The 24877-nt window shown below is 62.1% G+C and carries 20 protein-coding genes; 14 read left to right on the top strand and 6 right to left on the bottom strand.

Going from position 1 to position 24877, the window contains the following annotated elements:
* The 5 genes from asnB to LB519_RS11205 all read right to left on the bottom strand — a co-directional run bounded on the left by asnB (nucleotide 1) and on the right by LB519_RS11205 (nucleotide 7958).
* Nucleotides 1-1998 carry an asparagine synthase (glutamine-hydrolyzing) gene (asnB, locus tag LB519_RS11225; RefSeq protein WP_224619993.1) on the bottom strand — a complete coding sequence of 666 codons (1998 nt, stop codon included), beginning with the start codon at nucleotides 1996-1998 and terminating at the stop codon, nucleotides 1-3.
* Nucleotides 1999-3258, bottom strand: coding sequence for an O-antigen ligase family protein (locus LB519_RS11220; RefSeq protein ID WP_224619992.1), 1260 nt, complete (start codon nucleotides 3256-3258; stop codon nucleotides 1999-2001).
* The gene (locus LB519_RS11215; protein ID WP_224619990.1) at nucleotides 3255-4463 is read right to left on the bottom strand and encodes a glycosyltransferase family 4 protein; all 1209 of its coding nucleotides are present in this window, start codon (nucleotides 4461-4463) and stop codon (nucleotides 3255-3257) included. Before LB519_RS11215 ends, LB519_RS11220 begins: the two co-directional genes overlap by 4 nt.
* Nucleotides 4464-4877: 414 nt before the next feature.
* On the bottom strand, nucleotides 4878-6647 hold the full coding sequence (locus LB519_RS11210) for a calcium-binding protein (RefSeq protein ID WP_224619988.1): 1770 nt from the start codon (nucleotides 6645-6647) through the stop codon (nucleotides 4878-4880).
* A 327-nt stretch (nucleotides 6648-6974) separates the two neighbouring features.
* Nucleotides 6975-7958: an ATP-grasp fold amidoligase family protein gene (locus LB519_RS11205; protein WP_224619986.1), complete on the bottom strand. Its 984-nt coding sequence runs from the start codon at nucleotides 7956-7958 to the stop codon at nucleotides 6975-6977.
* A gap of 713 nt (nucleotides 7959-8671) precedes the next feature.
* On the opposite strand from LB519_RS11205, the gene LB519_RS11200 reads away from it, so the two are divergent.
* Together LB519_RS11200 and LB519_RS11195 are read left to right on the top strand one after the other, a co-directional pair.
* A complete protein-coding gene (locus tag LB519_RS11200; RefSeq protein ID WP_224619975.1) occupies nucleotides 8672-10423 on the top strand; it encodes a type I secretion system permease/ATPase in 1752 nt (583 codons plus the stop codon).
* Nucleotides 10416-11792 (top strand): HlyD family type I secretion periplasmic adaptor subunit, encoded by a 1377-nt coding sequence (locus LB519_RS11195; RefSeq protein WP_013533102.1) that lies wholly within the window; start codon nucleotides 10416-10418, stop codon nucleotides 11790-11792. The genes LB519_RS11200 and LB519_RS11195 overlap by 8 nt, the downstream gene beginning before the upstream one ends.
* 175 nt (nucleotides 11793-11967) lie before the next feature.
* On the opposite strand, the gene LB519_RS11190 is transcribed toward LB519_RS11195, so the two are convergent.
* Nucleotides 11968-12918 (bottom strand): LysR family transcriptional regulator, encoded by a 951-nt coding sequence (locus tag LB519_RS11190; protein ID WP_013533101.1) that lies wholly within the window; start codon nucleotides 12916-12918, stop codon nucleotides 11968-11970.
* A gap of 93 nt (nucleotides 12919-13011) precedes the next feature.
* On the opposite strand from LB519_RS11190, the gene LB519_RS11185 reads away from it, so the two are divergent.
* From LB519_RS11185 to LB519_RS11130, 12 genes are all read left to right on the top strand, one after another.
* Nucleotides 13012-13917 carry a dioxygenase gene (locus LB519_RS11185; RefSeq protein ID WP_063167498.1) on the top strand — a complete coding sequence of 302 codons (906 nt, stop codon included), beginning with the start codon at nucleotides 13012-13014 and terminating at the stop codon, nucleotides 13915-13917.
* Between the two features lie 3 nt (nucleotides 13918-13920).
* A complete protein-coding gene (locus LB519_RS11180) occupies nucleotides 13921-14880 on the top strand; it encodes a VOC family protein (RefSeq protein WP_064995004.1) in 960 nt (319 codons plus the stop codon).
* Nucleotides 14877-15536, top strand: a complete 660-nt coding sequence (locus LB519_RS11175; RefSeq protein WP_013533098.1) for an alpha/beta hydrolase — start codon at nucleotides 14877-14879, stop codon at nucleotides 15534-15536. Before LB519_RS11180 ends, LB519_RS11175 begins: the two co-directional genes overlap by 4 nt.
* Nucleotides 15533-16597 carry a maleylacetate reductase gene (locus LB519_RS11170; protein ID WP_411909242.1) on the top strand — a complete coding sequence of 355 codons (1065 nt, stop codon included), beginning with the start codon at nucleotides 15533-15535 and terminating at the stop codon, nucleotides 16595-16597. Before LB519_RS11175 ends, LB519_RS11170 begins: the two co-directional genes overlap by 4 nt.
* Before the next feature lie 27 nt (nucleotides 16598-16624).
* Nucleotides 16625-17899 (top strand): ABC transporter substrate-binding protein, encoded by a 1275-nt coding sequence (locus LB519_RS11165; RefSeq protein ID WP_224619973.1) that lies wholly within the window; start codon nucleotides 16625-16627, stop codon nucleotides 17897-17899.
* Between the two features lie 59 nt (nucleotides 17900-17958).
* Nucleotides 17959-18675 (top strand): ABC transporter ATP-binding protein, encoded by a 717-nt coding sequence (locus LB519_RS11160; RefSeq protein ID WP_063170177.1) that lies wholly within the window; start codon nucleotides 17959-17961, stop codon nucleotides 18673-18675.
* Complete coding sequence (locus LB519_RS11155; protein ID WP_063171519.1) at nucleotides 18675-19376, top strand: ABC transporter ATP-binding protein; 702 nt, start codon at nucleotides 18675-18677, stop codon at nucleotides 19374-19376. The genes LB519_RS11160 and LB519_RS11155 overlap by 1 nt, the downstream gene beginning before the upstream one ends.
* Nucleotides 19377-19443: 67 nt before the next feature.
* Nucleotides 19444-20307: a branched-chain amino acid ABC transporter permease gene (locus LB519_RS11150; RefSeq protein ID WP_224619972.1), complete on the top strand. Its 864-nt coding sequence runs from the start codon at nucleotides 19444-19446 to the stop codon at nucleotides 20305-20307.
* Nucleotides 20308-20317: 10 nt separating this feature from the next.
* Nucleotides 20318-21367, top strand: a complete 1050-nt coding sequence (locus tag LB519_RS11145; protein WP_224619952.1) for a branched-chain amino acid ABC transporter permease — start codon at nucleotides 20318-20320, stop codon at nucleotides 21365-21367.
* Complete coding sequence (locus LB519_RS11140) at nucleotides 21367-23121, top strand: FAD-dependent oxidoreductase (RefSeq protein ID WP_224619950.1); 1755 nt, start codon at nucleotides 21367-21369, stop codon at nucleotides 23119-23121. Before LB519_RS11145 ends, LB519_RS11140 begins: the two co-directional genes overlap by 1 nt.
* A gap of 10 nt (nucleotides 23122-23131) precedes the next feature.
* Nucleotides 23132-24022 carry an intradiol ring-cleavage dioxygenase gene (locus LB519_RS11135; protein ID WP_013533090.1) on the top strand — a complete coding sequence of 297 codons (891 nt, stop codon included), beginning with the start codon at nucleotides 23132-23134 and terminating at the stop codon, nucleotides 24020-24022.
* Nucleotides 24022-24840 (top strand): SDR family NAD(P)-dependent oxidoreductase, encoded by an 819-nt coding sequence (locus tag LB519_RS11130; RefSeq protein ID WP_013533089.1) that lies wholly within the window; start codon nucleotides 24022-24024, stop codon nucleotides 24838-24840. Before LB519_RS11135 ends, LB519_RS11130 begins: the two co-directional genes overlap by 1 nt.
* Nucleotides 24841-24877 lie beyond the last annotated feature (37 nt).

The raw sequence follows: 24877 nt of genomic DNA, 5'->3' as shown, positions 1-24877 counted from the left end.
TTATACTCCTGCCAGATCGGGTTCATGAATTGGGCCGGTTTGCTGTGCTTGCCGGTTGGCTCGGCTCCGCCAGGCCTGGAACATCAATGCGGACCACAATTCGCGCGAGCGGTTCTGGCCATCAATGTGATCGCGCCAGCAGGCGTCGATCTTCGCAGCGTCCAATACGTCACTGCTTTCTGCTCGCATGTCGGCGAGAAGATCGCTGGCCCAGTTGCGCAGCGGACCCCGCAGCCATGCTGCGATAGGGACATCGAAGCCCTGTTTCGGACGCTCGATCAGGTGCTGCGGGAGATAGCGGCGTAGCAATTGACGAAGGATCCATTTGCCGGCGCCATCACGAACTTTCATGTTGGATGGCAGCCGCCAGGAGAATTCGACAACGCGGTGGTCAAGCAGAGGACACCGGCCCTCAAGGCTGTTGGCCATAGTGGCACGGTCCAGCTTCACCAAGATATCGCCAGGCAAGTACCCCGCCATGTCATCGCACAGAAGACGGGAGAGCAGGTCGTCAAGCGGCGGACCGCCGTGGCCGTAGATTGGTTCGGTGGGCCGCTGACGTCCCAGGTTTTCAGCCTGTGGCCGCGCCAGCCGCTGAAACAATTCGTCTTCATTCGATGCCGCGAGCAGCCGGGCGAGACGTTCCATCCGGTCGCTCCGGATAAAATGCCTCGCGCTCGCAGAGAGTGGCAGTTTGCCGATGACATCGTCGCGTCCGGCGCGTGCGAAAAAACCTGCCCCTGCCGCCAAGGTTCGGCGCAGTTGCCGGGGCAGGCGCAGGTGTCGTTTCAACCGCTCCGCCATGAAGTGGCGGCCGTATCCTGCGAAGCATTCGTCACCGCCGTCGCCCGACAGCGCTACGGTGACGTGCTGACGAGCGAGCCTGGCAACGAGCAAGGTCGGTATCTGCGATTCATCGGCGAAGGGTTCATCCCAGACCTGCGGCAACTCGGGAATGACGTCGCGTGCGGCGCTGGGCGAGAGGTGAAGTTCGGAGTGGTCGGTGCCCAGATGACGGGCAACGGCCGCTGCGTATGGAGCTTCATCAAAGCCGCCCTCTGCGAACGAGATCGTGAAGCTGCGAACCGGCTTGCAGGATTGAGCCTGCATCAGGGCGATCACGGCTGAGCTGTCGATCCCGCCCGACAGGAAGCCGCCCAGAGGGACGTCGGCGATCATGCGTTCCCGCACGGCCAGCCGAAGCCGGTTGTCCAGTTCGTCAACCAGATCTTCGTCGGTGCCGGTAGCGGGGTTCCGTCGCCCATCGGCTGCAACGTCAGCCAGTGACCACCAGCGGTGAACGCGTTGCGAAAGACGGTCCGCGCTGCGGTCTTCGGCATAATTCGCCGCGGTGATGGAAAGGACGGAACCAGGCGGCAGTTTGAACACGCCTCGCCAGATACAGAGATGGTCCGGCACCCATCCCGTTGAAAGCATTGCCGCCGCGGCATCAAGATCAAGGTCGGGAGAGAAGCCCGGAAAGGTGTTGATCGCCTTCAGCTCAGAGGCGAAGACCAATGCGTCTCGGGTCGAAGCAACATAGAGGGGCTTTTTGCCCATCCTGTCACGGGCCAGATAAAGGCTTCTTGTCTTCAGATCCCACAATGCGAACACGAACATTCCGGCAAAGCGTTTGAGGGCGGTTTCAAGCCCCCAATGCTCGATTGCGCTGAGCATCACTTCGGTGTCGCTGGCGCCTTGAAAGATTTGGCCCGCACTCTCGAGTTCGCGACGCAAATCGCGAAAATTGTATATCTCACCGTTGAAGGTGATCACGTACCGGCCGCTGGCAGAATGCATCGGCTGGTGCCCGGCGGCTGACAGGTCGACAATTGCCAATCGCCTGTGGCCCAATGCGATTCCAGCCTCGCGGTCGGCCCAGAGCCCTTCGCCATCCGGGCCCCGGTGACGCAGCGATGCGGTCATCCGCCCGATCGCTTGGAGCGGCTTTATGTCTGTGGCATCGGAAGCCAATAGAATTCCGGCGATCCCACACATTTAGGGCACCCTGGGCTCGGCAAGTTGCGGCCGAAGTGCGGTCGGATTTCCGGCAACGAGGCAGAAAGCCAGCGAAAACCACACGATCGGATGGCGGATGATCAGGTGAGGCATGCTGAAGATTATCGTCGACGCACCGAGCACCAGCAGCGCGTCGAATCCCGCTCGCCAGGCAAGCGACATTGCGGCTCCCACGATCCAGACCAATGCCATCACCGCAAGCAATCCGCCCTGCAGGTAAAGGTCAAGAACGGTGTTATGGGCCTCGAAAGGTCGCTGTAGAAATTGACGGTCGGCGACGGGCGGGCGCTCGAGGTGAGGCCCAGGGCCTAATCCCAGGGACCCGGATTTCAACCCCGTTTCCACCGCATCCTGCCACAGATAGAGCCGGAGTTCGAACGTTTCGAGTGTCGCTTCCCCACCCTGGTCCTTTGTAAGGCTCTTGGCAAAATGGGCGACGCTGGCCTCTTCGGTGAGCGCGTACGGCGTCATCGCCAGCGCTAAAGGCAAGGAACCCGCCAACAGCACAATTGCTGCCAAGCGGGGCAGGCTGGCGCGACCGCTTGTTGCGATCCATGCACGAAGCCGCAATCCGAGAAAGACGAGGCAGCTCAGGATACTGGTGTAGAGATAGGTGTCGCTCTTCGTCAGCCGGCCGACATAAAAGGTCAGGATCAGGCTGGAGAATGCGAGCAAACGGCGCCATGGGTTACGGGTGGTCGTGGCAAGGTGCAAAGCCAGGGGGCCAAAAAGCGCGCAATAGAGCGCAAGTTGGTTCGGGTTCTCGGACCAGCCACGGAATCTGTCCCAGAACCAGGGGTCGACGCCGGGCTGGTGGGCTACCCCAAATGCCAATCCCAGCTGAATTACGAAGCTTCCATTGGCGATGGCGATCACCCACCAGGCACTGCGGCGAAGGTGACGATCGGCGTCGGGCTCCGCGGCCGCCAGGCATGTGAAGCCGGCCAGCAGCATGTAGGCCATCAGGTCATGTGCCAGCCCGGTCAAGTAAAGGACGGTGGTCAGGTAGCCGACGATCGTGCCGATTCCCAAAGCCAGCGACAAGATCAGCCAGAAGCTCGCCAGTTGGACAAAAGCGGGTGTGACCTGGAGACGACCCCCGGCGAATATTCGTCCAATCGCCAGAACGATCCAGATCGCGATGAACAATTCGCCATAGCCGAGCGGCAATCCCGGAACGGCCAGTTGCGTCGCGTAGGACATCGCAACTCCCAGGGCGAGCAAGGCGTCCCGGATCATTGACGTGCTCCGTCCCGGTGATCTGCGAGGGTGCCCTCAAGTGCGACAGCAGGGAGCGGTCGCGGAAGCCCCGCGCGGAGTGTGTTTTCGTACAGGTCGCAGTACTGATCGACCACCAACGGCAGGGCAAATCGCTCCCGCACAAGTTCAGCGGAACGGACGCCCATTGCCTTTGCCCCAGCGCGGTCGGACAGCAAGTCTATTGTTCGCGAGGCAAGGGCATCGGCGTCATGCGGTGCAACTAGGTAGCCATTCCACCCGTCTTCGACGACGTCTCTGCAGCCTGGCATCCTGGAAGCCACGATTGGCAGTCCCGAAAGCCCCGCTTCCAGCAACACACGCGGTACTCCTTCGCGATACTGGGTGGGAAAGGCGAATACATCGGCCATGCCGAGGAGATCAGCGACATCGCGTCGTGGACCCAAGGCCAGCACATGAGATGCGTGCCGGTCGATCTCGGACTTGTCGATTGCGAATGAGCCTTCGGATTCTCGCGGGCCGACAAGCACAAATCGTGCTGCTGGTCTTTCGGCCACGACGCGAGGAACCGCCTCGAGGAGGGTTCCCACACCCTTCTGACGGGTCAAGCGGCCGACAAAGATCACCACTTCAGCGGACTGGAGGCCGAGTTCCTTACGCATCTTCGTTGCCGAGGACCCGAGATGGCGCACCGTTGCGAACGCATCGACATCGATTCCGGAACTGCGTATCAGTCGCGAGCTTCCGCGACCGGTCAGCCGAAAGCGCTCGAAGAACAGTTGGTCATCACGATTTTGGAAAACGGTCGCCGCCGTCCACGAAGACGCGAGCCATTGCAGCGCGCAATAGACCGGACGCAGGGCCAAAGCGCGAGGCGCCAGAGATGAGAACGTCCAGCCCAGCCCGTTGATGGTGCGAATAACCGGAACTGTTCCCCGCATGGAAAGGGGCGTCAACAGATTTGGCTTGGTGTCGAAACTCTGGATGATGTCGGGCCGAAGCTCCCGCATCAATCGGCGCATCGTTCCGAGAGCACGCCATTCTCCGCCGCCAGATGCAAACCGGTCGAAGGAGAACCTGTGATGCGAAATGTCATGCCTTAAAAACGGTACGGGAGAACCGCTCGAGACCGCCGTAACGCGAAAGCCTTTCTCTCGCAGCGCGATGAGGAAGGGAACTCTCAAGGCGTGATCCTCGCCTCCCACGCAGACCAGATGTGGGTTCATCTGCCTCTCCCAGCGCACACGGCGGGCAATCGAGTAACTGACGCTCTCGATGCTGCCACGGCCCGGTTTCATCACCTATGAGCGCATCCCGCCCGAGTGCACGCTATGGGGAGGCCGGGTTCCTGTCCTCGTCCGTTTGAATGACACCATGATGTTTGGAAAGGGGTAGGACCAGTGAGGCGAGATTCCCTCGCAGTGGGGAGCGCTAATGTCCCTCCTGTCTTGCCGACGCAGTCTCACCGGGACGCCCCCACGGCATTGCCTGAAGTGGGTACGATGAGTGGCTGGAGTAAGGCGTGGCGGACCTGAACTCCGCGGCTCGCTGATGGGCGCGAAGTTCGGACGCTCGGCCCAAACGACTGTCGGCGAGGCACCAAGACCTCGCCGACCTTTAAGGCATTCGTCGCTGGAGCGTCAGGTGACCAGGAAAGACGATGCGGTAATCGACAGATGCGGAGAGAGGCTCGCGAAATGGATCTGGTTTGCGCCTCCGACGCCGTCGCTGTCGAAAGAAAGAGCTCCGGTCGAACTGTTGTAGATAATGTGATCGGAACTGTCATGCGCCGCTTTGCCGGCAAAGAAAGCGTCCGACGAGAGGCCCCCCTGATCGAGACCGGCAAAGATGGAATGGTCGAGGTGGATCTTGTCCTGGGCTTTGTTGAAATCAGTGATCCTGTCGACGTTTCCAGAACCAAGGGCGGTACTGAACACGAAGGCATCTCTGCCCCCGTGCCCGGTCAACGTATCGGCCCCGCCGCCACCGTCGATCTTGTTGTTACCGGCATTGCCGTGAATGGTCTGTCCGAATTCGTTGCCGGTCAGATTGATGGCGGCCTTGCCGGACGCCTTGGTGGTTGCGAGTTGCTCGATGTGCGAGCCAGCCGAAAGAGCGAAGCTCACCGAGGCAAGAACCTTGTCGAGGCCGCTTCCTCTCTGCTCCACCACCTTGTCGTGGGCATTGTCGACGTAATAGGTGTCATTGCCGCCATAGCCGGTCATCTTGTCGGCGCCACCGCCGCCATTGATCTTGTTGGCACCGCCATTTCCATAGATGGCTTGACCGAATTCGTTGCCGGTCAGGTTAATGGACGCCCTGCCACCGGAATTGGCGGTGGAGAGCTGCTCGACATGTGATCCCGCCGTAAGAGCGTAACTCACCGAGGCCGCGACCTTGTCGAAGCCCCCGTTTGGCGCTTCCATAACCTTGTCATGAGCATTGTTGACGAGATATTTGTCATTGCCCCTGGTTGCGTGGAAAACGTCTGCGCCGCGCGTGCCATGGAAGACATGATCGCTGCCCGACGGGGCCGGCGCGGTGGGAGCAGGGGTGCCGACGTGAGTAGGAGGTGTGGTCGGTGTGCCGACCGGATCACTGACCGGGGGCGTGACAGGATCACTAACCGGGGGCGAGACCGGGGCATGGGTGCCCTCGAGATTGTGCTGGAGGAAAAAGGCTTTCAGTTCCGAGGCGCTTTCAAGCGCGGTGTCGCCATTCTGCGTTCCCCATTTATAGGTATAGTCAAAGGCCGGCGACGGAACCAGTGCGGCCCAACGATCAATCATGGCCTGCTCCTGGGCAGCGGTGGGCATGACAAACTTGCCGCCAGCGCTGGTTTCCCAGTTGCCACCACCGAACGCCTGGTAAAGCGGGACGATCTTGTCAATCGGGATGCCTGCTTCACCGGCAGCCGCAACCATCTTGTCGATATGGGTGTAGTCGGGAGCCGAAGTGTTGTTGATGGGGTAATAGCCGATACCGTAGAAATCGATGCCCGTATTCGCCGGATTGTAAGCGGCGTGGGCCGGGTCGTTCGGGTTCATGTAGCTCGGGGAGCCATCCGTGCCCAAGTTCATCATCGTGATGAAGGTCTTGGCGCCGGGAACATGAGAATGAATCCAGTCGGATTCCGCCTTTAGGTTTGCAGCGGTTGCGTAGCTGCCCCACTTGCCTGTCGGATCAGGCTCGTCGCTAAGGTAAAACCCGAACACATTTGGATTACCTATGAAGGGAGTGACTTTATCAATGAAAGACGAAGTTACTCCGTCGTGCTCACCGAGATAAACCAAGCCTTTCATGCCATCCGGCAAGGCATTGACTTGCGAAACGTACTGAACATCAGCCAGATTGAATCCGGCGGTTGCGATCTCGGCGGCTGATCCACCGGACGCGTAGTGGAGTGTCATCCAAAAATCCTTTGGTTGATTCGGTTATGCCCCACGTCTGCTTAGTTGACGGCGCATATTAGGCCCAAATCAAATACGACACCCGCTGGATAGAATCTTTGATCGCCGACAGGATTGCTGCACAGCAGGAGATGTTCCGCTTCGGTCAACCGAAGTCTTTTAAAACAGTGCCGCAACAACAACATAAGCCCCTCTCATCCGGCTCATTGTTGAGCCGCGTGATTGGGAAATATCCGCCTTTCCCGACCGGGTTATCCCCAACTAGGGGAAAGCCAATTGGGGGTGTCTCGGCACATGAACCGAGGCTTGCGCTGACGCCCTCGCGGCTCACCCGCCAACTTGACGGTCGAAAGATCGTGCCGCTTGCGACGTGAAGCGGCCACCTATCGCTGCTTTAGGAGCACTTTCTGCCTTGATCCTATTTAAAAAATCGATGGCCCAACTCTCGTTTGAAATATGATCCGACCCAGCGCATGGAGAAAAAGTCATCTCTCCAAAATATATGTCACCATTAATGCTGTACAAATCGACCCTGACAAACTCAACATCCCTAGATATCGTTTCCGCGATCTCGATCATTTTTTCGAGATTTTCCGGCCTTTCTACGTTTTCTGGTAGGTCATAACCATACATGACATCAATCTGCTTAAAATCCGGAAGAGAAAAGACAGCCCTTTTATGATCAACAAATCTACCGACGTCGACCTGAAGATAAATTGCCTTGCCGCGAACGCAAAAGAATTTGTAGTCACTTAATTCACCACCAGTAGAAATGTTGTCTTCGACAATTAATTTCTTTTCCATTTTATAATATTGTGTCTCTCGTCCGATATTAAAGTACGACCTCTTAGAGAAATTTAAGAATTCCTCTAGAGTTTTCCTATTGAGCGGTTTGTCGAGGAATATAATTTTTCCAGAGGAATGGGTCGGCTTCATCACGAAATGACGTCCGAGGAAAGGCTGGATCCAAAGTAAAATGTCATCTGCCGTCGTATTTCTATCTATCTTGAATACAGAGATCGTCTTTGGGATTTTAAGGCCTGCGATTCCACTAGCTATGTACTTAGCATAATGCTTATCAACGCAAATCTTCTCCAGGTATCCCCATCTATTTCGTATCATTCTGTCAAATATAAAATCATTTATCGTAGCCGATTGACTGGAAACCCGTCTTGGGAACCTGTTGTTCCCGTTAAAGAATCCCGCTGCTGCTATGGGGTAGTTCAGAACGTAGAAATTCGGGGTTATCAAGCTGACCCTATATATCGTTTCCCAGACAGCTCTTCTTAATTTCCGATACTTCTTTTCCACGCAACACCCCACTACGCGGATAACGCACGGCTAACGCGGCGTCCGCTCTGATAACGACGATGGCGAAGGCGCGATCCGCCTCCTTGGGCAGGTTGGCAGCCGTCACAGATGGGGCCAGTCGAACCCGTCGGCCAGCGCCCCGAGGTGAACGAGCCCTCCAGTCGCCATCCCTGCGCATGCGTTAAACCACAATACGTCAGGCTCGATCACCGTCCTCCTCCGTTTGAATGACGATCCGGCGTGCCGGCCTGACGGTCGTCAATTTGCCGCCTCTGGAAGTCTGGGAGACTGATGGTCTGCTCGGGTGATTGGTGTATCGGGACGAGATCAAATACAGAATACAGAACGACAAAAGGTTTGATTGATCTAAGTTGTTGCTCCGCATCAGGTATTTTGTGTCAACGACCGTGGCGTCTTTGAAAGTGTGTGGAAGCAAGGACATAAGCCCCTTTTGCGTGTTCCATTCTGGACTGCGTTACTAGCGTGAATTGCCGTTTTTTGGGGGAGTTATCCCCAGCCTGTGCACGCTGCGGGTCGCGTTTCGTTGGTCCTGCGCCACGAATCCGCTGCATTTTCCTCAAAGTCGACGTATGTAAGCAGAGCGTAATAAGGGGGGCGACGGATAGCGGCTGCTATGCGCACCAAGAAAGGTTTGAGCCATCACAATTTACGGAAGTAATGGCGCGGCAGTGTCGCGCGAACGACCGCTGGTCATGAAAACATCGGGGGCCGGTTCTCCCGAGCTGCGTTCCGCCATTCTCGCCTGCATGCCTGGGCTGCTTGGCGTGGCGCTGTTCTCGGCAGTGATAAACATTCTCGCCCTGACCGGTTCGGTCTATATGTTGCAGATCTACGATCGCGTTCTGCCGTCGCAGAGCGTTCCAACCCTGGTGGGGTTCACGATCGGCATGCTGGGCTTGTATGCGGTCTACGGGCTCCTGGATTTCGTGCGGCTTCGCGTGCTGGTCCGCATCGGCAGTCTTCTCTATAGAAATTTGCAGGAAAAGGTGTTCTCCATCTCCCTGTCCTTGCCGCTCAAGGCAGGACGTGATGCGGGCCGCTTGCAGCCTTTGCACGATCTTGACCGACTGCGCGGCTTTCTTTCCGGAACGGGACCGACGGTCATCTTCGACGCTCCGTGGATCCCTTTTTATCTGGTGATCATTTATTTGCTCCATCCTTTGCTCGGCTTGTTGGCAACCGTCGGCGCGATCGCCGTGGTCCTCCTGACGGCGGTTGCGGAAGTCTTTAGCCGTGGTCCGGCCGCGCGCGCCTCCGAAGGCTTGTCGTCGCAACGGGCGCTTGCCGACTCCGCCCGGCGCAACGCCGAGGTTGTTCATGCAATGGGGCTTTCTGGTCGACTGGCTCGACGCTGGAGCGACGTCAGCCGCGCATATCTTGGTCAGCAGGAGCGCCTCTCGGATGTCGTCGGTGGCGCCAGTTCCTTCTCGAAGGCGCTTCGCATGGGTCTGCAATCCGGCGTTCTGGGGCTCGGTGCTTACCTGGTCATCGGCGGTGAAGCTTCTCCTGGGGTGATTATCGCATCTTCCATATTGCTCGGCCGGGCCTTGGCCCCAGTTGACGCGGCGATTGCAAACTGGAGAGGTTTTCTATCGACCCGGCGCAGCTATAGCGAGCTGGCAGCTGTCATGGCTGCATTTGGCAGTCAGGACGATCCGATGGAATTGCCTCGTCCACAGGCACGATTTGCCGTCGAGCAACTGACAGTCGCGCCGCCCGGCCTGACAAGACCGACCGTTGTAAATGTAAGTTTCCACCTGTCGAGGGGGGCTGGAATGGCCGTCGTCGGCCCGAGCGGCTCCGGCAAGACGACGCTGGCCCGTTCGTTGGTCGGGGTGTGGAAGCCGCTCCATGGCTCGGTGAGATTGGACGGCGCCTCTCTCGATCAATGGAACTCGGAACATCTCGGCGCCCATATCGGCTACATGCCGCAGGATGTGGAGTTGTTTGACGGCACGGTAGCAGACAACATTTCGAGGTTCCGAGGCAAGACGGATCCAAAAGGCGTCCTTGCGGCGGCAAGAGCCGCCGGCGTCGAGAAAATGATCATGCAACTCCCTCAGGGATTTCAGACCCGCATCGGGGAGGGGGGAGCGGCCCTGTCGGCAGGGCAGAGGCAACTCGTGGGTCTCGCCCGAGCACTTTATGGCGAGCCGTTCCTTGTCGTGCTCGACGAACCGAACTCGAACCTCGACGTGGATGGAGACGCTGCCCTGGCCGGCGCCATACGGGCAGTGCGTCAGCGCGGGGGCATCGTCATTGTCGTTGCGCATCGTCCCTCGGCACTCGCCAACATCGATCAGGTGCTGGTTATGTCGAACGGGACGGTTCATGCCTTTGGCTCGCGCGAGGAGGTCTTGGCGAACGTGCTCCGACCTTCACCGCCTGTTTCACCTCGGCCATCTTCTTTGGCGCCGATACCGGGGGTTGCCGGGCATGCATGAGGCTCTGCTCGAAACATTCGTCACCTTCTCGTCCTATGCCCGGACCCTTCGTGGCAGCAAAGGACCTGCCGTGAGCTCGCCAGATCTGCCGGACGGTATACGGGCCAACCTGATATTCGGCTTGGTGATTACAGGTCTGCTGGTCCTTGGCGGCGGCCTGTGGCTGGGATTGACCAAGATCGCCGGCGCCGTGGTTGCACCGGCCACCGTGGTGGTAGAAAGCAACGTCAAGAAGGTCCAGCATCAAACCGGAGGAACAGTGGGCGGGATCTTCGCGCAGGACGGAGATCATGTGCGAGCCGGCGACGTGCTGGTCAGGCTGGATGACACGCTGACACGCGCGAACCTGCAAATCATCAGCGAGGATCTCGATCGCGCGACCGTTCGCCTCGCCCGGCTGGAGGCCGAGCGCACGGGCTTGGCGGAAATGCAGCTGCCGGTCGGCCTGAAAGCGCGAATGAACCAACCGGAGCTGGCTGCGCTCGTCAACGGCGAACGCGCTCTCTTTGAAACGCGCTCTTCGGCTTTGGCTGGACAGAAGGCACAGCTGAGAAGCCAATCCCAGCAACTTGAACGTCAGATCGACGGTCTTAAAGCGCAACAGAGCGCGGTGGATGAATCGGTTGCCCTGCTGAGCAAGGATTTCGCCGACGTTGATTCCCTCTACGCCAAAAAACTCGTCTCCAAGGAGAGGGTAAGCAACATCAAGTTGGATGCCACCCGGGCCAGGGGAGAATCGGGGCGCCTCGCTGCAGCAGTAGCTGAAGCCCAGGCGCGCATCAGCGAAACGGGGTTGCAGATGCTGCAGCTGGATGACCAAAGGCGCACCGACGTGACGACCGAACTCCGCGAGACGGAAGCCAAGCAGACCGAACTCAACGAACGGAGGATTGTGGCGCAGGATGAACTGACCAAGACAACGATCCGCGCGCCACAGTCCGGAACGATACAGGAATCGGCTGTCCATACCGTCGGCGGCGTTATCGCGCCTGGCGAGATGCTTATGACCATCGTACCTGATACCGACGATCTTGTGGTGGACGCGCTGATCCCTCCGTCGCGGGTCGACGACGTCCGGCCTGGGCAGCCGGTGTCGATCCGTTTTCCGGCGTTCGACGTGGGAACCACTCCGGTCTGCCAAGGGTCAGTGAAACACATCTCGGCAGATCTGATTAAAGACCCGCAACGTCAGCTTTCCTATTTTTCGGCGCGTATCAAGGTTGAAAGCAAATCAAGCTGCCTGACCGAAGCGAAGGTGCTGAGGCCAGGTATGCCCGCCGAGGTTCATATCCGCACCGACGAACGCAATGTCTGGTCTTATCTGTTGAAACCCTTTGCGGATCAGATGTCCAAAGCGTTTACGCAGTGATGGCGAGGTGGAGGAGGGCGTGACCAATAGGATATTGGGATTTCTGGCGGCCCGACGGCTTTTGGGGGCGGGCGGCCGTCGAGCCTAACCGGCGACGCGGGGATGAAGCGCCTCCGGCTGGAGGAAACATGCGCGTTGTGTGACGCTACCGCATCATTCGAATAGCGAGGCTGGTTTACCGTCCCCAGACAACGGCATTCTCATGCCGTTTAATGATGTGCTTCAGGTTTTCGAAGGCGGTCGTGACGTGGCCCGCGAAGCGCTCTGCCGCCGGTGAGCGTGGTCCGCTGACCCGGCGAAGGATACCGAGTGAGCGGCTGGGCTGCGGGATTTCATAGGGCAGCACCGTAACCCGGCTCTCCTTGCGCTGCGCGAAGACTACGGAGAATGGCAGCACGGCCAACGCATCGGTTTCGGCAAGGAAGTTGATCACGCTCATCAGCGAGCCTCCCGAATAGCGGATGTTCAGGTCCGACATGCCGATGCTCATCAGGATCATCTGCAGGTCCGACATCAGCGGAGAGCCGGGCAGGGGAGCCACCCAGGGAAAGCTGGTCAGGTCATGCGCCCTGAGGCGGCGATTTCGCAGCAGGGGATGATCGGGCCGGCAAGCCACGACATTGCGTCCGGGCAGGATTTCGGTGAATTCGAAGCCGGGACCAAGGTCGAGAACGCCGATCGGCACGATGCCGAGGTCGATCTGGTTGCTGTCCAGCGCCGCGACCATCTCGGGCAGGTTCATATAGCTCTGCTGAACGGTGACCTCGGGTTCGAGCTTCTGGAATTCTCCGATCATCCGGCTGATCATCGCGTCCATGAAGAAAGGCACGCCGCCGACACGCACGACGCCCTTCGTTCCTTTCATGAAACCCTGCACCGCATCCGACGCCTTGCGGGACGCGGTGATGATCGTGCGGCCCTGCGCCGCCAGCTGGAAGCCGAGCGGCGTCGCCTGCAGCGGCCGGCGGCCCTTGAGGAACAGCGGCTCACCCACCCGCGCCTCCAGCATGGCCAGGGATCGGCTGACCGCCGGCTGGGTCAAGCCCAGCATGGCGGCTCCTTCCGACACGCCGCCGGCATCCAGCACCGCGGCGAGCTGCATGAGGTGGCGCTCGTTCAGCTTCATAGCAAAACGCTATACAAGGGACGTCACATCTCATCAAGCATCGCGTCGGGCCGTGCTATCCCGCTTGGCAAGGGGAAGGGAGGCCCCGGCGGAATGCACGGCCAGCACGACCCGAAGCGGGATGAGTCCCCCAAGGCGATATCGACGCAGGCCGAGGAATTCTCGCGGCGCCTGACGGCAATGGGCCAGTCCCGCCTGGCGGCGGCGGCGCAGGCAGCCGTGGATGGTTTGCACGCGCTGATCGTGGAGTTGCGGCCCTCCGGCGAGGAATTCCGCCAGGCGATCGATTTTCTGACCGAGGTTGGCCACTACGCCGATGCGCGGCGCCAGGAATGGGTGCTGTTCGCCGACGTCCTGGGCGTGTCTTCGCTGATCGAGGATCAGAACAGCCCGCGCCCCGCCGGAGCGACACCAAACACCCTGGCCGGGCCCTTCTACCGGGCCGACGTGCCGGAGATGCCACCCGGCGCGAACATCTCGCGCGATCACAAGGGCGAGCCGCTGGAGGTCGCGGGCCGCATCGTCGCGCTCGACGGCGCGGGGGTCGGCGATGCGACGGTCGAGATCTGGCAGGCCAATGCCGAGGGTCTCTACGAGAACCAGGAACCCGACCGCCAGCCGGAATTCAATCTGCGCGGACGCTTCCGTACCGATCCGCAGGGACGGTTCCGCTTCACGACGGTGAAGCCGAAGGGCTACACGCTGCCGTCGGACGGACCGGTCGGTCAATTGATGTCAGCGCTGGGCCTTGGCCTCGAGCGGCCGGCCCATATCCATTTTCGCGTCTCGGCGGAGGGCTTCGAGACGCTGACGACCCACATCTTCGACCGGTCGGACCCTGCGATCGGCCGGGATGCCATCTTCGGGGTCAAACCCGAACTCATGGCCGAGTTCCGCGCGCTGCCGCCCAATGGAGGAAAACGCAAGCACGCGCTGGACCTCAACCTCGTGCTCTGCCCGCAGCGGCGGAGCGATACCGAAACCTCTGGGAGGAGATGACCGATGGCACGTATCAGCGGCTACCACCATTTGACGCTCTCGACCGACAGCGCTCAGGAAGATTTTGATTTCTATACCAAGGCGCTCGGCCTGCATTCGGTGAAGCGCACCGTCTTGTTCGACGGCGTCATCCCGGTCTACCACCTCTATTACGGCTCGCCCAATGGCGATGCGTCGACGATCATCACCACCTTCCCGTTCCGCAAGCCGGGCGTCTATGGCCGCCGCGGGTCCAACCAATCGCGCACCATCATGCAGTCGATCCCCAAGGGCGCCGCGGATTTCTGGGTCGACCGGTTGAATGCGCGCGGCATCGAGGCCATCAAGATCACCCGTTTTGGCGCCGACCGTGCGGCTTTCGCACATCCCTGCGGCATCCCGCATGAGCTGGTGGAAAGCGACAGGGATCCCCGCGCGCCCATCACCAACGAGGCGCAGGGCATCGGCAAGGCCCACGGCATCAAGGGAATCTACGGCGCCGTGGTGGCGGTGATGGACCGCACCGCCATGGACGACTTCCTGACCATCGCATTGCCGATGGAGAAAGAGGCCGACGACCACGAGGGGCTCGTGTTCCGCGTGCCGGATGCGGCCGGCGTCGCACAGCGCGTGGAGGTCATTGTCGACCGCGACAGCCCGCAGGGCACCTGGACTCTGGCGGGAGGCACGATCCACCACCTCGCCCTCAACACCGGCGACGAAGAGAACCAGTTGAAGCTGCGCGCTCATATCGAGGGCCTCGGCTTCACGGACATATCGGAGCAGAAGGACCGCAACTACTTCAAGTCCTGTTATGTCCGCTCGCCCGGCGGCGCGCTGTTCGAAATTGCCTGGACCACGCCGGAAGGCTGGGCCAAGGACGAGCCTCCGGGCCAGATCGGCAAGACGCTGGTCTTCCCGCCTTGGTTCAAGGACCGCGAGAGCGAATTGCAGGCCGGCCTGGAACAGGCGGATTTCGCGTGAGTTCAGGCAGCGGTCCGCTCCGGCTTGGGCCAAGAGGCCCGGAGGCCAAGGCGATTTGCGTCTTCGTCCACGGCCGCGGCCAATCGCCCGAAGAGATGCAGTCCCATGTGCTGTCGCGGCTTTCCGCGTCGGCCGTGGCCTTCATCCTGCCGCGCGCGCCGCACGGCATGTGGTGGGAGGCGCGTGCCGTCGACCCGTTGACGTCGGTCGCCCGCGCGCAGCTCTCTGATGCGCTCGACCACCTTGCGGCCGCAATGGTTGCGGCGCGTGCCGAACTGCCCGGACTGCCGCTGCTTCTCGCGGGCTTCTCGCAAGGGGCGTGTCTCTCGATCGAATATCTCTGTGCGGGTCTGCCGCCGCCGGACGCTTTGGCGGCCTTCACGGGCTGCCGTGTCGGCGTTCCGGCGGACGAAAGATCCGAGGCGGCGCCGGCCGGAATGCCGATCTATCTTTCCGGTGGTGATGCCGATCCCTGGATACCGGTCTCGGCGTTTGCCGATGCCGCGCAATCGCTGGGCCGGATTGGCGCGAGCCTGCGGGCCGATCTGTTCCCGGGCCGCGGCCATGAGGTCTCGGACGCCGAGATTGCCATGCTGGGCACTATCCTCGACGACCTCGCGGCCGGGCGTGGCCCGCGCATGGAGGCGGCGCGATGATGGACAGCTTCACCTTTCCGGGCCTGACGACACGGGTGGTCTTCGGTTCCGGCACCATGGCTCGCGTCGAGGAGGAAGTCCGGCGGCTCGGCCATGAAAAGGTGATGGTGCTTTCGACGCCGCATCAGAAGGGCGATGCGGAAAGGCTGGCCGCAAGCCTTGGTGGCCTCGCCGCTGGGATCTTTGCCGGCGCGGTCATGCATACCCCTGTCGAGGTCACGGAAAAGGCCATCGACACCTTCCGCGGCAGTGGCGCTTCGGCGGTCGTCAGCCTCGGCGGCGGCTCGACCACTGGGCTCGGCAAGGCCATTGCCGTGCGCACGGGCGCCGACCAGGTGGTCATTCCCACCACCTATGCCGGCTCGGAAATGACCGACATACTCGGCGAGACGGCAGCCGGCGAGAAGACCACCCGCCGCTCGCCGGACATTCGCCCAGAGACGGTGATCTACGACGTCGATCTGACACTGAGCCTGCCGGTAAACCTCACCGTAACCTCGGCGATGAACGCGATCGCTCATGCGATGGAAGCCTTGTATGCCCCCGATCGCCATCCGGTCATCGTGCTGATGTGCAGGGATGCCATGGTTGCCTTCCGGGAAGGCATTCCAAGGTTGATCGGCAATCCGCAGGATCGCGCGGCGCGGACGCAGGCGCTCTATGCGGCGTGGTGCTGCTCGACTGCGTTAGGCTATGTCTCGATGGCGCTGCATCACAAGCTGGCGCACGTCTTCGGCGGCTCGTTCGACACGCCGCACGCCGAAACCCACGCCATCCTGCTGCCCTACACGACCGCCTTCAACGAAGCGGCGGTGCCCGATCTGCTGCGCCCGATCGCTGAGGCATTCGGTGGTGGTTCGGCGGGCGGTGGGCTCTGGGATTTCGCACAGTCGGTCGGCTCTCCGCTGAGCCTGAAGGCGATCGGCATCGAGGAGGCCGATCTCGACCGCGCGGCGGCAATCGCGGTGAAGAATGCCTATGCGAATCCAAGGCCGATTGATCCGGGATCGATAAGGGAACTCCTTCAGGCGGCGTGGGAGGGACGCCGTCCGGGGGACTGAGAACAAAACGAAAGGGAGGAACCAAACATGATCACAAGACGCAGCCTACTGAAAGCCTCGGCGGCGACAGGCCTGGCGCTCGCCGGTTCGCGTCTGGCGACGCCGGCCATCGCGCAAGGCGCCAAGATCCGCCTGGGCTATGTTTCGCCGCAGACGGGGCCGCTCGCCGGCTTCGCGGAAAGCGATGACTACAACATCAAGGCCTTCCTCGCTTCCGACGCGGGCAAGAACTTCGAGGTCATCGTCAAGGACAGCCAGTCGAACCCCAATCGCGCGGCCGAGGTGGCCAAGAGCCTGATCGTCGATGACGAGATCAACCTGATGCTCGTCGGCTCGACGCCCGAGAACGCCAATCCGGTGGCCACCACCTGCGAGGCGGAGGGCGTGCCGGTGATCTCGACGATGGCGCCGTGGCAGCCCTGGTTCATCGGCCAGCAGGGCAATCCGGCCGATCCGTCCTCGTGGAAGCCTTTCAACTTCGCCTATCACTATTTCTGGGGTCTCGAGGACATCATCGCCGTCTACACCGGCATGTGGAAGCAGCTTTCCACCAACGGCAAGGTGGGAGGGCTGTTCCCCAACGATGCCGACGGCAATGCCTGGGGTGATCCGAAGAACGGCTTGAAGCCGGGCCTCGATGCCGCCGGTTTCAGCCTTGCCGATCCCGGCCGCTATCAGAACCTGTCGGACGATTTCACCGCGCAGGTCAACGCCTTCAAGGCGGCCAATGCCGAGATCGTTACCGGTGTGGTCATTCCGCCGGACTTCACCACCTTCTGGAACCAGGCCCGCCAGCAGGGCTTCAAGCCCAAGGCGATAACGGTGGCCAAAGCGATCCTCTTTCCGCAATCGGTCGAGACGCTGGGCGATGCTGGCCACAACCTCTCATCCGAGGTCTGGTGGTCGGCCTCGCATCCGTTCAAATCGTCCGTGACGGGCGAGAGCTCGGCGGAAATCGCGGCGGATTTCACTGCCAAGACCGGGCGCCCCTGGACGCAGCCGATCGGTTTTGTCCATTCGCTGTTCGAGGTGGCGGCCAATGTCATGGGGCGCGTTTCGGATCCGACCAATGCCGAGGCGATCGCGGCGGCCATAGCCGCCACCGACATGACGACGGTGGTGGGGAAAGTGGCATGGAGCGGTGCGGGACTGCCGCCTTTCGCCGCGAAGAACGTCTGCAAGACGCCGCTCGTTGGCGGCCAGTGGCGGAAGAAGGCCGGTGGCGGGTTCGATCTGGTGATCGTCGAGAACGCCGGCGCTACCGAGATTCCCACCGCTGGCAAGATGGAAGCCCTGGCCTGACGCTGCCGGGGGCGGCTGATACCGCCGCCCTCGTTCGGCGCGACCCAAGGATGACTGTGATGATACTCAGGCTGGAAAACGTTTCGAAGTCCTTCGGCGCCCTGAAGGTTGCGGATTCCGTGACCGTCAGCGTGCCGCGCGGCGAAGCGCTGGGCATTATCGGCCCGAACGGCGCGGGAAAATCGACGCTCTTCAACCTGATCACCGGCAATCTGTTTGCAAATGAGGGTCGCATCGAATTCCTCGGCCGCGACGTGACCCGCGCTCCGGCCATGGAGCGGGTGCGCATGGGCGTCGGCCGCAGCTTCCAGATTCCGCAGCCTTTCGAGGGGCTGACCGTGTTCGAAAATCTCTTGACCGCCGCCGCCTTCGGCCGCGGCGGACGCGAGGCCGAGATGGTCGAGGATTGCGCTGGTATCCTCGAGGCGACGGAGCTTCTCAGGAAAGCCAATTTCGTGGCCGGCTCGTTGAGCCTTCTCGACCGCAAGCGCCTGGAACTCGCCCGCGCCTTGGCGACAGGCCCCGAACTTCTGCTTCTGGACGAGATCGCGGGCGGTCTGACGGAGGGCGAATGCAAGGCCCTGGTCGCGACGATCAGAGCCATCCACGCGAGGGGGACCACCATCATCTGGATCGAGCATGTGCTGCATGCCCTGAATTCGGTGGTCGAGCGGCTCCTCGTGCTGGATTTCGGGCGCGTGATCGGGATCGGCGCGCCTGATGAGATCATGGCCTCGAAGGCGGTTCGCGAAATCTATCTGGGGCTTGAGGTCTGATGCTGGAAACGCGCGGCCTCACCGCGAATTACGGCCAGTTCCGGGCACTGTTCGGTGTGGATATCACCGTGGCCGCGGGCGAATGCGTGGCGATCATCGGCGCCAACGGCGCCGGCAAATCCACGCTGATGCGCTCGATCACCGGTGTGATCGGCAACGCGCCCGGCATGGTGCTGCACAGGGGCGAGCCGATCGGCGCGCTGTCTTCGGCCGAGATCATGAAGCGCGGCATCGCCATGGTGCCGGAGGGGCGTCGGCTGTTCCCTTCGCTGACCGTCGAGGAAAACCTGCTGGTCGGCGGGCAGGCGCGTAAGGTGCAGGGGCCGTGGAGCCTCGACGCGGTCTATGACCTTTTCCCGATCCTGGGCGAGCGGCGCAAGAGCCCCGGTACCGCGCTCTCGGGTGGCCAGCAGCAGATGGTGGCGATCGGCCGGGCGCTGATGTCGAACCCCGAATTGCTGCTTTGCGACGAGATCAGCCTCGGCCTCGCGCCCGTCGTCATCCGCGATATCTACGCAGCACTTCCCAGGATCCGCCAAGGCGGCGCCGCGATCGTGCTGGTGGAGCAGGATATCGGCAAGGCGCTGGCAGTGGCCGACCGCGTCTACTGCATGATGGAGGGTCGCGTCACGCTGGCCGCCAGGGCGGCCGAGGTCACGCGCGAAGATATCCACTCTGCCTATTTCGGAGTGGCGGCATGACGCGGGAACCAAGGCTCGGTCGTCTGCTCGCGCAGCACCCTTGTGGCCTGATCGAGGTGGCGCGGCGATGATCTGGCTGGACACCCTCGTGCAAGGGATTCTGCTGGGCGGGCTCTATGCCCTGTTTGCAGCAGGGTTGAGCCTCGTCTTCGGCATCATGCGGCTGGTGAACCTCGCCCATGGCGACCTCATCATTCTTGCCGCCTATCTGGTGTTGATGGGCGTCACGCTGCTCGGCTTGTCGCCCTGGATCGCTGCCCTGATTGCCATGCCCGTGATGTTCGGGCTCGGCTGGCTGCTGCAGGCCACCATCCTGAACCGCGTGCTGGGCAAGGACATCCTGCCGCCGCTTCTGGTCACGTTCGGCCTGTCGGTCGCCTTGCAGAACGGCCTGCTCGAGGCCTTCTCCGCCGACAGCCGCCGCATTCCGGTGGGCGCGTTGGAAGGGGCATCGCTCGATCTAGGGCTGGTCACGGTTGGGATCATGCCGTTGATAACCTTTGCCTCGGCGATCGTGACGATCATTGCGCTCAACGCGCTCTTTTACCACACCGCCCTCGGCCGTGCCTTCCGCGCCACCTCGGACGACGCCGTGACGGCGGGGCTGATGGGGATAGAGCCGAAGCGGATTTTCGCGATCGCCACCGGGATCGCCATGGTCGTGGTGACGCTGGCGGCGCTCTATCTCGGCATGCGCGCGAACTTCGATCCTTCGATCGGACCGGCGCGGCTGATCTATGCCTTCGAGGCGGTGATCATCGGCGGCCTCGGCAGCCTGTGGGGGACGCTTGCCGGCGGGATCATCATCGGGGTGGCGCAAACGTTCGGCGCCGCGCTCAATCCGGAATGGCAGATACTGGCCGGCCACATCGCCTTCCTGGCCGTGATGCTGCTCAGGCCGCGCGGACTTTTTCCGCGCGCAATGGATTGAGGGGGGCGGCATGTATCGACTGACAACCCGCACCCGCGCCGGAACCGTGACCGCGATCATCGTGCCGCTCTTCCTCGTCGCCGCGCTCGCGCTGCCTGCCGTGGCCTCGCGTGGTGTCATACAGGATCTGTTCTTCATCCTCACCATGCTGACGCTGGCGCAGATCTGGAACCTGCTGGCGGGCTATGGCGGCCTGGTCTCGGTGGGCCAGCAGGCTTTCGTCGGCATCGGCGCCTACGCGATGTTCGCCAGCGTGATCCTGCTCGGCTGGAATCCGGTCCTGGCGATCCCGCTGGGCGCCCTTGCGGCGCTGGTGCTGGCGGTTCCGACGGCCTTTTTCGCGTTCCGCTTGCAGGGCGCGTATTTCGCCATCGGCACCTGGGTGATCGCCGAAGTGACGCGCCTGCTGGTTGCGCAGTGGAAGGCACTTGGCGGCGGCACCGGCACGTCGCTGCCGCGCGAGGCGACGAGCAGCATCCTGGGCACCGATGCGGTCCGGGCGCTGTTCGGCGTCCGCGAGGCCGCGGCACGCGATGTCATGGCCTACTGGCTGGCTTTGGCGCTGGTCGTGGCCGTGACGGGCGGCATCTACTGGCTGCTGCGCAGCCGCCTCGGGCTGGCGCTGGCGGCCGTGCGCGACAATGTCGACACGGCGCAATCGGTGGGCGTCGATACCGCCCGGCTCAGATGGGCGGTCTTTCTGATCGCCGCGGCTGCCACCGGGCTGACCGGCGCGCTGATTTTCCTGCAGACGGCCCGCATCTCGCCGAGCGCGGCCTTTGCCGTCACCGACTGGACCGCCAACGTCATCTTCATCGTCGTCATTGGCGGCATCGGCACCATCGAGGGGCCGATCCTCGGTGTGCTGGTCTTCTTTGCGCTGCGTTCGGCGCTGGCCGACTACGGCAGTTGGTACTTGATGACGCTCGGCCTCATCGCCGTTGTCGTGATGCTTTTTGCGCCAAAGGGGCTGTGGGGCCTGATCGCGTCCCGCAAGGGCCTGCACCTGTTTCCGGTCCGCCGCAGGCTGACCGGTCCGAAGATCGAGGGAGGAATTTGATGGCGGATATCGAAACCGACGTGCTGATCGTCGGCACTGGCCCGGCCGGCTCGGCCACCGCCGCGCTGCTGTCGAGCTACGGCGTGGCCAACATGATCGTCAATCGCTATCGCTGGTTGTCGAACACGCCGCGTGCCCACATCACCAACCAGCGCACCATGGAAGTGCTGCGCGACCTCGGTCCGGATGTCGAGGCAGAGGCCATGATGCACGCCTCGCCGCAGGAACTGATGGGCGAGAACGTGTTCTGCGAAAGCCTGGCCGGCGAGGAGATCGGCCGCATGAAGAGCTGGGGTACAGCGCCGCTCTCCAAGGCCGAACATCTGCTGTCGTCTCCCTGTTTCATGAACGATCTGCCCCAGACCTTCATGGAGCCGATCCTGTTCAAGTCGGCCTGCGCCCGCGGGACGCAGGCACGCATGAGCACGGAATATGTCGGCCATGTCCAGGATGAGGACGGCGTGACCACGACCTGCCGCGATCGGCTGTCGGGTAAGGATTTCACCGTGCGGTCGAAGTTCCTCGTCGGCGCCGACGGCGGCAACTCGCTGGTGGCCGAGCATCTGGGCCTGCCGCTCGACGGGAAGATGGGCGTCGGCGGCTCGATGAACATCCTGTTCAGGGCCGATCTGTCGAAATACGTCGCGCACCGGCCGAGCGTCCTCTACTGGGTCATGCAGCCCGGCGCCGACGTCGGCGGCATCGGCATGGGTCTGGTTCGCATGGTGCGGCCGTGGGACGAGTGGCTGATCGTCTGGGGCTACGACATCAACCAGCCGCCGCCGGAGGTAACGCCGGAACTGGCCACCGAGGTCGCGCGTCAATTGGTCGGAGATCCCGCGCTCGAGATCAAGCTCCTGGGCGCCAACACCTGGACGGTGAACAACTGCTTCGCCACGCACATGCAGAAGGGGCGGGTGTTCATCATGGGCGACGCCGCGCACCGGCATCCGCCCTCGAACGGGCTCGGCTCGAACACATCGATCCAGGATGGGTTCAATCTCGCCTGGAAGCTTGCCAAGGTCGTCAAGGGGCAGGCGGGCATCGGGCTTCTGGATAGCTACTCTGCCGAGCGCGCACCGATCGCGCGCCAGATCGTGACGCGGGCGAACCAGTCCATTGCCGAATTCGGACCGATCTTCGAGGCGCTCGGCATGGATGGCGGCGTCGATCACGACAAGATCCAGAGAAACATGGAGGCCCGCGCCGACGCGACGCCCGCGGCCGAAGCGCAGCGCGAGGCGCTCCGCAAGGCTATCGCCTTCAAGAAGTACGAGTTCGACGCCCATGGCGTCGAGATGAACCAGCGCTATGCGTCCGGCGCGGTGGTGACCGACGGCCAGCGCGAGCCGGCATTCGAGAAGGATCGCGAGCTGCACTATGCGCCAACGACGTGGCCGGGCGCGCGCTTGCCGCATGTCTGGGTGTTCGAGCGCTCGGGCAGGAAGGTCTCGACGCTCGATCTTTGCGGGCATGGCGAGTTCACGCTTTTGACCGGTATTGGCGGCGAGGCGTGGGTCGCCGCGGCGGAGACGGTGGGCGCGGAGCTCGGTCTGCCGATCCGCAGCCATGTGATCGGCCCGCGCCGCACGATCGAGGATCATGCCGGCGACTGGGCCGGCGCGCGGGAGATCCGCGACACCGGCTGCCTGGTCGTCCGTCCCGACCACCACGTCGCCTGGCGTTCCGAAACGCTCGCGGCCGATCCGGCGGCCGAACTGCGCCGGGTCTTCAAATCCGTTCTGGCGCGCTGAGGAGGATCGCATGATCGACGAACACGAATCCGGTTATTTCACCGAGGCGAACTCGGCCGAGGTCGTCGTGGCGCGCAACAGGAACGCCAAAGACGAGCGGCTCAAAGAGGTGATGGAGGTCATCACCCGCAAGCTGCATGAGGCGGTGAAGGAGATCGAGCCGACGCAGGAGGAATGGTTCGGCGCGATCATGTTCCTGACGCAGACGGGCCAGATCTGCAACGAATGGCGGCAGGAGTACATCCTGCTGTCGGATGTTCTCGGCGTCTCGATGCTGGTCGATGCGATCAACAACCGCAAGCCGTCGGGTGCCTCGGAATCCACGGTGCTGGGGCCTTTCCACGTCGCCGACGCGCCCGAATTGCCAATGGGATCGAACATCTGCCTCGACCAGAAGGGCGAGCCGATGTTCGTGCATGGCCGCATCCTCAATACCGAGGGTAACCCGATCGCAGGCGCCAAGATCGACGTCTGGCAGGCCAATGACGAGGGTTTCTACGACGTGCAGCAGAAGGGCATCCAGCCCGACTTCAATCTGCGCGGGGTGTTCCGCACCGGTGCGGACGGACGTTACTGGTTCCGCGGCGTGAAGCCCAAATACTACCCGATCCCGGATGACGGTCCGGTCGGCAAGCTGCTGGGCGCGCTAGGCCGCCACCCCAATCGTCCGGCGCATCTCCACTACATTGTCGAGGCCGAGGGCTTCGACGCGCTGACCACGCACATCTTCGATCCGGACGATCCGTACATCGATTCAGATGCCGTCTTCGGCGTGAAGAAAAGCCTGCTCGCCGAATTCCGCAAGGTCGAGGACGCCGAAGCCGCGGCCAGGGTCGAGGTCGCGGCGCCGTTCTACGACGTAGAGTTCGATTTCGTGCTGTCGCGCAAGGGAGGAAACTGATGGCCGCACTTGAGAAGATGTTCGATGTCAGAGGCAAGTCGGTGATCGTCACCGGCGGCGCCAGCGGCATCGGGCAGGCCTATTCCGAGATCATGGCCGAGCACGGGGCGAAGGTCTGCATCTTCGACCTGAACCCTGCCGGGCTGGAGAAGACCGTGGCGGCGATCAGGGCGGCGGGTGGCGATGTCTGGGGCCAGGTCGTCGATGTCGGCGACCGTGCGGCCATGGCGGCCGCCTTCGACAAGGTGGCCGAGAAGGCCGGCTCGATCGACGTCGTGTTCGCCAATGCCGGGATCGACGCCGGGCCGGGCTTCAACACCCCGACGGGCGAAAGGAACCCCGAGGGCGCCATCGAGAACCTGCCCGACGAGCACTGGGACAAGGTGATCGAGATAAACCTGACCTCGGTCTACACCACGATCAAGCATGCCGTGCGGCACATGAAGCCGAATGGCGGCGGCCAGATCATCGTCACGTCGTCCATCGCCTCGCTGATCAACGAGAGCATCGTGGGTACACCCTACATGCCCGCCAAGGCCGCGGTGAACCATCTCGTTCGCCACATGGCGATGGAGCTCGGCGCCTACAACATCCGCATCAACGCAATCCTGCCCGGGCCGTTCATCACCAACATCGCCGGCGGCCGGCTGCGCAATCCGGCGGACCGCAAGGCCTTCGAGGCCCAGTCGCTCATCGGCCGGATCGGTGACCCTGAAGAGATCAAGGGCCTGGCGCTCTATCTGGCGTCGCCGGCCGCGTCCTACGTGACGGGCTCGCTGATCGTCATCGATGGCGGCTCGCTGCTGAGGATGACCTGAACAAGCTTTGAACTGAGACCGGTCCCGTGGGCCGGAG

Source organism: Mesorhizobium sp. AD1-1 (assembly GCF_020164655.1).
GTDB classification, from domain to species: domain Bacteria; phylum Pseudomonadota; class Alphaproteobacteria; order Rhizobiales; family Rhizobiaceae; genus Mesorhizobium; species Mesorhizobium ciceri.
Note: the sequence above shows the minus strand (reverse complement) of the source record. Positions and strands in the feature narration are given on the sequence as shown.

What these genes read in the sequence shown, in the direction of transcription:
- LB519_RS11170 (WP_411909242.1), top strand. Translation starts at nt 15,533, where the DNA reads ATGATGGACAGCTTCACCTTTCCGGGCCTGACGACACGGGTGGTCTTC.
- LB519_RS11220 (WP_224619992.1), bottom strand. Translation starts at nt 3,258, where the DNA reads ATGATCCGGGACGCCTTGCTCGCCCTGGGAGTTGCGATGTCCTACGCG.
- LB519_RS11160 (WP_063170177.1), top strand. Translation starts at nt 17,959, where the DNA reads ATGATACTCAGGCTGGAAAACGTTTCGAAGTCCTTCGGCGCCCTGAAG.
- LB519_RS11140 (WP_224619950.1), top strand. Translation starts at nt 21,367, where the DNA reads ATGGCGGATATCGAAACCGACGTGCTGATCGTCGGCACTGGCCCGGCC.
- LB519_RS11185 (WP_063167498.1), top strand. Translation starts at nt 13,012, where the DNA reads ATGCACGGCCAGCACGACCCGAAGCGGGATGAGTCCCCCAAGGCGATA.
- LB519_RS11180 (WP_064995004.1), top strand. Translation starts at nt 13,921, where the DNA reads ATGGCACGTATCAGCGGCTACCACCATTTGACGCTCTCGACCGACAGC.
- LB519_RS11135 (WP_013533090.1), top strand. Translation starts at nt 23,132, where the DNA reads ATGATCGACGAACACGAATCCGGTTATTTCACCGAGGCGAACTCGGCC.
- LB519_RS11195 (WP_013533102.1), top strand. Translation starts at nt 10,416, where the DNA reads ATGCATGAGGCTCTGCTCGAAACATTCGTCACCTTCTCGTCCTATGCC.
- LB519_RS11190 (WP_013533101.1), bottom strand. Translation starts at nt 12,918, where the DNA reads ATGAAGCTGAACGAGCGCCACCTCATGCAGCTCGCCGCGGTGCTGGAT.
- LB519_RS11150 (WP_224619972.1), top strand. Translation starts at nt 19,444, where the DNA reads ATGATCTGGCTGGACACCCTCGTGCAAGGGATTCTGCTGGGCGGGCTC.
- LB519_RS11165 (WP_224619973.1), top strand. Translation starts at nt 16,625, where the DNA reads ATGATCACAAGACGCAGCCTACTGAAAGCCTCGGCGGCGACAGGCCTG.
- LB519_RS11210 (WP_224619988.1), bottom strand. Translation starts at nt 6,647, where the DNA reads ATGACACTCCACTACGCGTCCGGTGGATCAGCCGCCGAGATCGCAACC.
- LB519_RS11200 (WP_224619975.1), top strand. Translation starts at nt 8,672, where the DNA reads ATGAAAACATCGGGGGCCGGTTCTCCCGAGCTGCGTTCCGCCATTCTC.
- asnB (WP_224619993.1), bottom strand. Translation starts at nt 1,998, where the DNA reads ATGTGTGGGATCGCCGGAATTCTATTGGCTTCCGATGCCACAGACATA.
- LB519_RS11130 (WP_013533089.1), top strand. Translation starts at nt 24,022, where the DNA reads ATGGCCGCACTTGAGAAGATGTTCGATGTCAGAGGCAAGTCGGTGATC.
- LB519_RS11145 (WP_224619952.1), top strand. Translation starts at nt 20,318, where the DNA reads ATGTATCGACTGACAACCCGCACCCGCGCCGGAACCGTGACCGCGATC.
- LB519_RS11215 (WP_224619990.1), bottom strand. Translation starts at nt 4,463, where the DNA reads ATGAACCCACATCTGGTCTGCGTGGGAGGCGAGGATCACGCCTTGAGA.
- LB519_RS11155 (WP_063171519.1), top strand. Translation starts at nt 18,675, where the DNA reads ATGCTGGAAACGCGCGGCCTCACCGCGAATTACGGCCAGTTCCGGGCA.